Raw genomic sequence first — 8,408 nt, 5'->3', positions numbered from 1 at the left:
CACGTCTCGATGCCGCTGCGAAGTTGACTGCACAACGCACGTTGAAGCTGAAGTCTGGATGCTTCAGTACCGCCGCAACCACCCAGCCACGAAAGACCACCGCCATGCCAATTCGATCACGAACCAACACCAAGCCGAGCCCCCGGTCCGCCTGTAATGAACGCCAAAATTCAGCCAAAACCTCAGTCAGCAGTCGCTTGATTGAGGGCTAGTTGCGTCATATGGTGATAAATTTTCATGATTTGTTGCCTTTTGATTTTAGAGCAGCCAAGGAATTCGCTAAGAGTTTTGATGTTCTGAGATTCGCCGAAAGTCTTGACGACTTACGCTACAGTTAAGGGTGGAACTATTTTCCAATTTCGACGACCAGAAGTCGAAATTGAACGCCGTCGGGTTTCTTTACAGCTGGCCATTGCGGGATCGTCTGCTGCTCCGGCTTGCTATACTCGCCGGTCAACGGATCAAACCAAGTAATCGTCATCGTTTGACCTTGGTGCTCCTTTGACAGTCGTAGTCCGAAATACTCGCACTCTCTCGGCACATAGTAGATGAACTGACCGCTTTCATCGTGAAGGCAGAATCCAGCATTACTTTTTTGGTCACTCACCGTCAACTGATCCAGCTTGTAACGATCGACAAACTCTCGCATATGCTTGTAGTACTGAAACTTTGGACGGTCCTTGGGCGGCATCGCTTGGATATCCGGAAAGATCACATTCCAGGCCGCGCCTTGCCAATAGTGAGTCGGATACGTCCCCGCAAACACACATTGGTACGCACGCTCAAGGCAAACCTCCGGCGAGGTGTAATTGCCATTGAAGACCTCGTATGGGCCACGTTCGTATCCACCATGTTCGATGTTCAAGATCGGCCGCCCAGGAATATCGTTACAGACATTCCGCATCACGCTATTCAGATCTGACTTCCAAAGCTGAACCGATACGAAGTCCACCTTTTCAGGAAACCGTTTGCAGTAGCCGTAGTCGTGGACGGTAATGAGGCGATCGTAGACGTCTTTCTCTCGCAGTCTTTCAATGCGATCAGTGATGTAGTGCACGTCGGTGTGTCCGTACCCCAACGCTTCTTTCGAGATATCCCAAACGATGTTCGGATAGGCTTGGTAGCGATGAACGACGTAATCGAAATAGCGATTGTCGGCTTCGGAGTTCGCCTCAGGCCACGCAACACGCTTGTTCCAAACGTAGATCATCAGGTGAGCGACGATGCCTTTGTGATGCAAGTACTCGATCACTCGATCCAGTCGCTTAAAGTACTCGACATTCAAACTCGAAAAGTCTGGCTTGTCATTATTGCCCGCAAAAGGAAAGGCCGTGGGACTGCCGTAGTCGTACTTTGGATCCAGTTTGTCGTCTTTCTTCCAAGTGACGTCATAGGCAAACACGTTCATCACAATTTGGTTGAATCCATTCTCGGCCAGCGCGTCAACAAATTTTCTTGTTCGAGGAATGTCCGATTCGTTATTCGCATCCAATGCAAACAACCAATCGCACTCGAAGGCGATCGGGTAATAGGCATCACCGTTCTCGTAGACGAAACGTCGAGAAGACTTCGGATCAACAACGATGCCTCCCTTTTCAATTTCCCGAGCAGGTTGGATCGTTATCTCGCCTTTGACTCCGTCCAAAACAGTCGCCGAGGATTTGGTTGTATAACGCCACTTCCCACTTGTCGGCAAAGCGAAGCGAACGCAAAACTGTTTGTCGCCATCGTAAAAGCCTGGAACGATCTTCGAGACGCCATCTTCGTTTTGGAAAGTCGCTAAGAACTCAATGTCAAAAGGGTGGGCTGGCATTTCCTGAACGTTGAATCGCAAATTGCGCTCACCATCCAACCAGATTTTTGGCTGCCCCGATTCCGGCTTGGTGGTGGTTTCTTCCGCTGCGACGATGCCGTGAAGATTGCACGTAGAAAGGAGGCAAGCAATCGCGAAAAGCAAAGCAACTTCCCTCAGGTGTTTTGGGCAATGAACTGCAAAGGATACGTTTTGAATCATCACATCATCTCCGGTGTTGTTCGCTGCCCGCTGTTGCGGATTCGCAAGTACTCGTGTCGCATCTGATCAACCCGATGCGTTTGAGCAGGATCATCAACTTTATTTCCAGCCGGATCTTCGGTTGGGTTTTCAACCAAGTTGAAAAGCCCGATCGGTTCGAACTTCGATAGCTTGTTGTCGCTTTGCATGATCAGTTTCCAGCCATCTTTGCGGAACATCACTTCGTGCTTGCTTCCCGCTTGCATCAGCAGATACTCCCGACGCTGAAAACCTTTTTTGCCGGTCAACAGTGGCAACAAGTCAAGAGAGTCCATTGCCTGATTCTCAGGAATCTTTGTTCCCACCAAAGCGGCGAGCGTCGCGACAAGGTCCTGATTGACGGCTAACTCGTTGGTGATGCCAGGCGTAATCCGACCGGGCCAAACCGCAAAGAACGGAACACGATGTCCGCCTTCCAGCGGTGAGTTCTTATTCCCATTCCAACCACCGTTGGAGAAATGCCCGTGCTTGCTGGCTGCTCCATCGCTCAGTCCGCCGTTGTCGGAGGTGACAATAATCAACGTATTATCCAACTTGTCCGCTGCTTCAATGGCGTCAACGATGCGTTTCACTTGCATGTCCAAATCCAGGATCATGTCCAGGTGACGCGTCGGAGTTTCACCCTTGATCTTTTTTTCATCAAACTCGACGGGAGGCAAGTGAGGCAAATGCACCATCGGTGAGCAGTAGTACAAGAAGAAGGGCTTTTCGCCGTCAGCAGCCTTTGTGATAAAGTCTGCGGCTTTGGCCGATAACAGTTTGCCCATTTCGCGAGTGTCCCAGTTGGAATCGCCCAAGCCCGGCCCTTTGTCGCTGATGCTCATCGGGTCGATTGCGTTTTCCTTGTTAAGAAAAACGATCTTTGAATCTTCGGCCAATGGACTCCAAACCTGGTTCTCGTACAGCAAATAGTTCGGGCCTTGTATTCCACACGGCGTTGTGAAGTCATAGTCGAATCCGCAATCTTTTGGGTCGCCCGAGACCATCCGAGTCATGTCGACTTGGCCGGTTAAGTCGCCTTCCTTGTTGCCGCGATAGATCTTGTCGGTACCAGGAATCAGAAAATCGCCACCAAGATGCCACTTGCCGACGAAGCCCGTCTGATAGCCGGCATCGCGGACTACGGTACCAAGAGTGGCGTGCCCCTTCACGAAAGCGGACTCACCAAAAGTGCTCCAGACGCCCCAAGGTGCATAGGACCGGTAGTTACAGTTGCCGCTCATGACCGCGTATCGCGTCGGCGCACACAAGGCGGTTGCCGAGTGACCATCGGTGAACCAAAGTGATTTTGCGGCAAGCGCGTCGAGCGTCGGAGTCTCAACGATGGGCGTACGTTTCTGGATCGTGCGAACATGATAGCTGACATCACCAAGTCCAAGGTCGTCCGCCATGATGACGACGATATTTGGGCTCTCGGCCGCAGAGCATCGCGGAAGGACTGCACTCAAACAAATGCAACAGATGATGAAAGATCGAATCATAGATAAACTCGCGATGAGGTTTTGCGTGATCTTGTGAAAGATATTTGGGAGCTGGAATTCCCATTAGTGTGAAGGGGTCAACGCACCTGAAGCACGTAGGCGAAATCGCAGGGTTTGCCTTCGGGAAGGTTTACGTGCAGCCCGTTGGCGTCACGCTTCCAGCTTATGGCGTTGTCACTGCCGAGCAATTTGATCGACTCGATCGTTTTCAAGTCTGTGTTTGAGTCACTCAAGGTCTTAATGGTCAAGCGATTCGATTCAGGCCAATCTAATGCGATGACAAAGAGTGAATCGCTTTTAGCGGTGAAGCGGATGTCATCGGCCGTAAAGGGTTGGTCTTTCGATTCTGCCAAGTGACCGGTAGTTGTTCCGGTCGGGCCTTCACCAAATGTCGTCCACGGTATGCTTTCGTAGATTGCTTCTCCGTTGATCTTGAGCCACTTGCCAATGCTCAGCAGGATCTCGCGGTCTTGATCCGGAATGGTGCCGTCAGCACGAGGGCCGACATTTAGCAGCAAGCATCCGTTCTTGGAAACGATGTCGACAAGATCATCCACCAAACGGCCAGCGGTCTTGTACTTTTGATTTTGGGTGTAGCCCCAAGAACTGCTGCTGATCGCGGTGTCGGTCTGCCAGAATGGTCGCCGGATCGAATCCATCTTCGATCGCTCTAGATCAAGGACCGCCGCATTTTCAGGGAACGCCTTCCATTTGTAGTTGATGACCCCGAGTGGACCGCCTGACTTCTTGGTTACATTGTAGTAATAGGCGGCGAAACGCTGCAGGTACGGAGAGTAGTGGTTGTCCAAGTCGGCTCGCTGCATCACGGCAAAACCTTTGGGATCGTTTGCGCGAAATCCTTTCAGTGCATTGGGCATCGCTCCATCGAGTGCGCCCACTTCGTTGCTGAAGTCCGGAAGTTGAGAGTAGACCTTGACGGTGGCACCATCCGGCAATTGTTTTGTTGCATCGGGCGCTGCATTGGGATCGACGATCAAATGCTTGACCACCGATTCATTCTGTTGCCCCAGTCGCGTGCGAAACTCGCCGGTTTGCAGTTGAGGTGCCAGAACCAGTGTGGCAACGCTCATTCCGATCAGTGATCCGATCGGATTGAACGCCTGGGCCAGATTCAATCGCTGTGTCGCGGTTTTTTGTGGCCCCATCGCGAGGATATACGGGTTGCAGGCAGTTTCCAGAAACGCCAATCCATAGGTCAGTATGTAAGAACCTAACAGGAACAGACCGAACGATGCGGATGATGCTGCTGGAACGGCCAGGAGTGCTCCCGCAGCATAGAACGCAAAGCCGATCATAATCGCGGCTTTGTAGGAAAACCGACGGATGAACAGAGCGGCCGGCAAAGCCATGCAAAAGTAGCCTGTATAGAACGCGAATTGCAGCCAGGACGCCTGCGACGTCGTAATGATGAATACGTTCTCATAAACTTTGACCAACGGATTGGTAAAGTCATTGGCGAATCCCCAAAGTGCGAAGCAGGTCGTCGTCAGTGCAAACGGAATCAAGTATTCCTTGGGTACGACCGCAGGCTTTGCATTCGAATCGGATCCCACGTCTCCAGATGATGGAGCTTCGCTAGACATGGCGTTCGCTTCGGACATTAGGTCACCTCGATGATGGCTTTGATGACGCCTGAACCAGGTGCAATCCATTGATCGAAGACGCCGATGACATCGTCGAAGGATGCACGATGTGTCATCCAAGGGTCGGTGTTGATCTTGCCTTCACTGATGAGGGAAATGATTCGCGTGAAATCACCAGACAAAGCGTTTCGGCTCGCGAGCAGTGTCAGCTCACGCCGATGAAAAACCGGTGCGTGCGCGAATTGCAAGTCGTTCTGAGTGATTCCGACATAGACGACTCGACCGCCAAAGGCGGCAAACTCGAACGCCCTCGTCATGCTGTGGTGGTTCCCCGTCGCATCAACAATGACGTCGGCAAGCCGGCCATTGCCGAACTTGCGAATAGCTTCCATATCCGAATCGTCACCCTTGAGAAGGATCGTTTGGCTAAAGCCCATGGAGTCGGCAACGAATTCCAATCGCTGAGCGTTGACATCCGCGACGATCACGTTGGACTGAGCGAGCCGCGCGAATTCCAACGCAGATAGCCCGATGGGCCCCGCGCCAAGAATCAATACGTTCTGACCTGGCTGGGCTGCGCCTCGATCGACGGCGTGACAACCGATCGCGAGCGTCTCCACGAGCGCCGCCTGGTCATAGGTCAGGGAGCCGGTTGGATGCAGCTTGTTGGCTGGCAGAATCACTTGTTCGGTCAGGCCGCCGTCACACATCACACCGAATGTCTGATTGTGTTCGCAGCAATTGGTCAGTCCGCGAACGCAGGAATCACATTTGCCGCAGTTGATGTAGGGTTCGACACAGCAGCGATCGCCCACGCGAATGTTGTTGACACCGTCGCCAACTTCCAAAACTTCGACACCAAGTTCGTGTCCGGGAATTCGTGGGAACGCGAAAAACGGGAACTTGCCCAGATAACATCCGACATCGGTCCCACAGACTCCCATCCGATGAACGCGAACACGGGCCTCGCCAGCGGCGGGCTTGCCAACTTCCGGAATGTCAATCCGCTTCCACGTTTTGACATCACTGATCTGCAGAGCTTTCATCGTCAGTTATTCTCCGGCAGCCCTTCGGCATGGCTGATGTTGTGAACGGGTTGAAGGATTTGCAAAACATCGGCAAGCAGTTCTTCGTCGATCGGCTCGTTAATCCACTGAGCCCATTTGCGGATGTTGTTGGGATTGGCACTGCCGGCTACCGTCGTGGCCAAGTCTGGATGACTGCAAGAGAATTGAATTGCCAATTTGGCGATGTCGACGCCGCGTCGTTCGCAAAGTTGTGCCGCCATGCGAGCCGTCTGCTGCACCTCCGCCGAATCCTTATGCCAACTGGGAAGTTCCGCATTCGTCAGCAACCTGGCCGCGAACGGACCTGCGTTCATCACGCCAACGCCTTTGGGCTTGAGGTTTGGAACAACGTCGTCAACCAGACGCGTGTTTTGAAGCGTGTATTGGTTGTACGACATGATGCAGTCGAGGTCCGTTTGCGATGCAACCGTGTTGAACATCTTCATCGGGTAGCCGCTAATCCCAACACAACGGACCTTGCCTGCCTCCTGAGCCTTCCTGACGGCTGGAATAGTTTCTTCGATAATTTGTTTTAGCGGCACGAACTCAATATCGTGGCATAGCACGATGTCCAAGTGATCGGTTCGCAGACGATGCAGGCTGACGTCGATACTCTCGGCAACGCGTTTGGCCGAAAAATCAAAGTGCTCAACGTCGTAGCGTCCCAATTTGGTACACAGCATGTAGTCGTCACGAGGAACGTCCTTGAGGGCAACACCCAGCAAGACTTCCGACATGCCGCGACCGTAATAAGGAGACGTGTCGATCAAGTTCATCCCGCACTCGAGCGCCGCGCGCACGCTGGCAAAGATTTCGTCCATTTCGACGTTGCGAAATTCGGCACCGAGCGATGAAGCACCGAAACTGAGGATCGGCAGTTCGATGCCGGTGTTGCCCAGTTGGCGCGTAGGTAAAGTTGCGATGGTCATTGGTTTCTCCTAGCCGAGAAAGAGCGGCTTCATGTGTCGGTCGAGTAAGTTGCGAGTGACTTGCTCGCCAACGATCGCCTCGTTGGCGTTGAGCAGGTCGAGGTAACGCGATCCTTGTTTGGCGGCGACCTTGAAGGCGACGTGAAGCAATTGGCGAACGTTGGCATTGAATCGAGGATCATCGGGGATATGGCGGATGGTTCCGGCCAACTTCTCGCCATCCCAGGTCGCGACTTCGGCGGCGGGCGGAAGGTCATCGCGTTGAATGTCGATCACACTTGCATACGGCGTGCACAATTCGTCGATGTGATCAAGCGAATACGCGTATATCTCTTTGGTGAGTTCCAGTCCATCACCACCGGCTTCGGCAAGGCCGATCAATTCTTCGAGCCACGTCGTCCCCGCAGTCTTCAAGTGAACGCCGACACCTTTGGTCTGAATCGCTTCGCGGATGGCCGGATAGATACTAAACTTATCGCTTCCGCTGTGAACACTGAGCTTCAAGTTGCTGGGCAAGCCATATCGCTGGATTGCTTCGGCAATCACCGCCAGATCTTCATGGAACTCTCGGCGAAATTGATCGACGTCACCGACATAGTCGACACCCTTGTTGAATCGACCGGTGAACTTCGGTGCGATCGTTTGCAGTTGAATCTTTTCATCCGCCAGCGCAGCCAGGATCACCAACAACTCGGGCGGCGTTTGCGGTGAGTCCGTTTCGTCCATAGAGACTTCGGCGATGAAGTTGTTCTCGCCTTTGATATCGGCGATGTGCCGGTAGATTTCGCCGGCCGCCTTGCAAGCCCCCAGATACTGCCTCGCCACGCGAGTGACAAAATCGCGATCGACGTTGTGGCTGGACTCCATTCCAGGCAATTGAAGCTCACCGATCAATTCTCCGTGGCCGTCGACAAACGCGTTGATGTCGCTGTCAGCCACCGCATCACCGATAAAATCGGCGACGTCGATCGTGAAGAAGTCACTGCAATCCAGGAACGGTCCGACCGTGGAAAGATTGATGTGATCCGCGTCGACGTGCCAGGCACCAGTCCAACCCAAATCCTTGACGGCCTTTTCCGCCGCAGCCTTCACGCTGGGTGGCTGGGATCCCACAAAACCGTGCTCACGATTAGATTTGTTCCAGACCGGCGTCACGTCAATTCCCAGAAGTGCGGCCTGCTGGAATGCGCGTAATTGCGCCTTCGCCTGGTGGGCAAAACGGTCCCCCACGCCAAATGTCAGTTTTTCGAGATTCATAAAAGTCCACGTTTGGT

General features: G+C 53.0%; 6 protein-coding genes. All 6 read right to left on the bottom strand.

The window, feature by feature from the left end; all coding sequences use genetic code 11:
• Positions 1–346: 346 nt before the first annotated feature.
• A complete protein-coding gene (locus Pla100_RS24665; protein WP_146581159.1) occupies positions 347–2,014 on the bottom strand; it encodes a DUF5060 domain-containing protein in 1,668 nt (555 codons plus the stop codon).
• The gene (locus tag Pla100_RS24660; RefSeq protein WP_146581157.1) at positions 2,014–3,534 is read right to left on the bottom strand and encodes a sulfatase family protein; all 1,521 of its coding nucleotides are present in this window, start codon (positions 3,532–3,534) and stop codon (positions 2,014–2,016) included. Before Pla100_RS24660 ends, Pla100_RS24665 begins: the two co-directional genes overlap by 1 nt.
• A 77-nt stretch (positions 3,535–3,611) precedes the next feature.
• Positions 3,612–5,156 carry an MFS transporter gene (locus Pla100_RS24655; RefSeq protein WP_146581155.1) on the bottom strand — a complete coding sequence of 515 codons (1,545 nt, stop codon included), beginning with the start codon at positions 5,154–5,156 and terminating at the stop codon, positions 3,612–3,614.
• Positions 5,156–6,184, bottom strand: a complete 1,029-nt coding sequence (locus Pla100_RS24650; protein WP_146581153.1) for a zinc-binding alcohol dehydrogenase family protein — start codon at positions 6,182–6,184, stop codon at positions 5,156–5,158. The genes Pla100_RS24655 and Pla100_RS24650 overlap by 1 nt, the downstream gene beginning before the upstream one ends.
• A 2-nt stretch (positions 6,185–6,186) precedes the next feature.
• Positions 6,187–7,134: an aldo/keto reductase gene (locus tag Pla100_RS24645; protein ID WP_146581151.1), complete on the bottom strand. Its 948-nt coding sequence runs from the start codon at positions 7,132–7,134 to the stop codon at positions 6,187–6,189.
• A gap of 9 nt (positions 7,135–7,143) precedes the next feature.
• Positions 7,144–8,391 carry a tagaturonate epimerase family protein gene (locus tag Pla100_RS24640; protein WP_146581149.1) on the bottom strand — a complete coding sequence of 416 codons (1,248 nt, stop codon included), beginning with the start codon at positions 8,389–8,391 and terminating at the stop codon, positions 7,144–7,146.
• Between the last annotated feature and the right edge of the window lie 17 nt (positions 8,392–8,408).

The sequence above is a fragment of the Neorhodopirellula pilleata genome, from assembly GCF_007859915.1.
GTDB classification, from domain to species: domain Bacteria; phylum Planctomycetota; class Planctomycetia; order Pirellulales; family Pirellulaceae; genus Rhodopirellula; species Rhodopirellula pilleata.
This window is presented reverse-complemented; position numbering and strand designations above follow the sequence as displayed.

Coding starts and splice junctions, on each gene's coding strand:
- Pla100_RS24660 (WP_146581157.1), bottom strand. CDS start 3,534: ATGATTCGATCTTTCATCATCTGTTGCATTTGTTTGAGTGCAGTCCTT.
- Pla100_RS24645 (WP_146581151.1), bottom strand. CDS start 7,134: ATGACCATCGCAACTTTACCTACGCGCCAACTGGGCAACACCGGCATC.
- Pla100_RS24665 (WP_146581159.1), bottom strand. CDS start 2,014: ATGATTCAAAACGTATCCTTTGCAGTTCATTGCCCAAAACACCTGAGG.
- Pla100_RS24640 (WP_146581149.1), bottom strand. CDS start 8,391: ATGAATCTCGAAAAACTGACATTTGGCGTGGGGGACCGTTTTGCCCAC.
- Pla100_RS24650 (WP_146581153.1), bottom strand. CDS start 6,184: ATGAAAGCTCTGCAGATCAGTGATGTCAAAACGTGGAAGCGGATTGAC.
- Pla100_RS24655 (WP_146581155.1), bottom strand. CDS start 5,156: ATGTCCGAAGCGAACGCCATGTCTAGCGAAGCTCCATCATCTGGAGAC.